Annotated in this window: 2 protein-coding genes; both read right to left on the bottom strand. The window is 61.9% G+C overall.

The window, feature by feature from the left end:
- A partial coding sequence (trbF, locus tag T18_RS24360; RefSeq protein ID WP_323455271.1) for a conjugal transfer protein TrbF occupies window positions 1-586 on the bottom strand: 586 nt, incomplete at its 3' end.
- A 14-nt stretch (window positions 587-600) separates the two neighbouring features.
- A partial coding sequence (gene trbL / locus T18_RS24355) for a P-type conjugative transfer protein TrbL (RefSeq protein WP_323455270.1) occupies window positions 601-1592 on the bottom strand: 992 nt, incomplete at its 5' end.

Genomic DNA, 1592 nt, shown 5'->3' with positions numbered 1-1592 from the left:
GTGGCGTCAGCGTCACAGTGGCAATGCCGCGGAAGCGGCGTGTCGCCGTTTCCTTGCCTCGCCGATCGCGCTCGAATTCGGTCCAGTCGACCTGATAACTCTGGTTCGATAGCGCGACGATGTTGTTGACCTCGATCGCGACCGTTGCGGTCTTCGCCTTCTCGAACGGCGAGTTCGAGCGGAACCAGGCATTGACCTTTTCGGTCGCCGGATCGGATGTCCGCAGCAGCCCGTAGGTCCGGTCGATATATTGTTTCTGGACGACGGCGTCGGGCGTGACGGAGCGGAAGTTTGAGACGAAACTGCCGAGCGTGGCACGCACCACGCGCGGATCGGCGTATTCGATCTGTTGCGGAAAGCCGGCATTGACGGCCGTCCCGAGTTTGTCGACCTCAACGATGTAGGGGATGAGCTTCACCTGCGTGCTCTGATAGAGGGCATAGCCGAAACCGATCACCGCCATTGTCATACCGGTGATGCCGACAATGCGCCAGGCGGCGGCCGCTTTCACGTATGAGCCGTAACGTTCGTTCCATTCGTTGCGCGCAGCGATATAGGGGTTATCTGGTGGAGTGGTTCCAGCCATGCGCTGTCAGCCTCTTATTTCTTGTCATTGATCGGCGGTGGTGGTGGCGGTGTACCGGGCCGGCCGGATTGCTGGTCGAGCTTGGCGTTGGCGAGGCCGAGCATCGAACCGGCATAGGCGCCCGGTGAGCCGATGGCCTTGTCCTTGGCAGCCGAGCCAACTGCGCCGGCCGCTCCGCCAACGCCGGCTTCCAGCCCGCGCATGGCGGCACCTGCCAGTGACGCTCCCCCTGCCCTCGCTGCACTTGCTGCCGCAAAGCCCCGGTTGGCCGCGCCGATCGTGAGGAACCCGGCGCCGAGTGCGGCAGAGGCAGCTTGCCCACCGTGACGAATGGCCTCCATACCGCCGCCGACTGATGCACCCTGGACCAAACCCTGCAGTATCGGCGGTACATACATGGCGATGACGAAGACCACGACCGAGATGCCGGCGATCGCCAAGGTGGTGATGAACTGTTCAGATGTCGCCGTCGGCGCTTCGGCCAAACCGAGCAGGATATCGGAGCCGATCCTGGCGATCATCACCAGCGCCATCAACTTCATGCCGACTGAGAAAGCATAGACCAGATATTTGACGGCAAAGTCCTTGGTGTAGGACGAGCCGCCAAGCCCGAGCATGATCATGCCGGCAAGCAGACCGACATACATCTCGACCATCACGGCGACGAAGATCGCCGCGACCAGCGAGAAGGACACGACAACCACGACCATGGCGAAGACGGCAGCGATGGCCAGTGCGTTATCCTCCCAGAGCCCGAACTTCGCCTGTTCCGACATTTTAGTCGCAACGCGAATACCAGCGTCGAAGATATTGGCAGGCGAGGCCGAACCGCCGCCCGCACCGATCTGATAGAGGCTGTCGACCACGGCCTTGGCGAACTCCAGGCCCCTGTCGAGGATGAAGGCGAACAGGCCGATGAACATGATGCGTTTGACGAGTTCGGCAAACCAGCTGTCGAGCGAGGCGGCGTTGATCGCCAGCCATACGGCGGCGATACCGACCTCGA

Origin of the sequence: Rhizobium sp. TBD182, from assembly GCF_001950375.1 — a bacterium.
GTDB lineage: Bacteria > Pseudomonadota > Alphaproteobacteria > Rhizobiales > Rhizobiaceae > Agrobacterium > Agrobacterium tumefaciens.
Note: the sequence above shows the minus strand (reverse complement) of the source record. Positions and strands in the feature narration are given on the sequence as shown.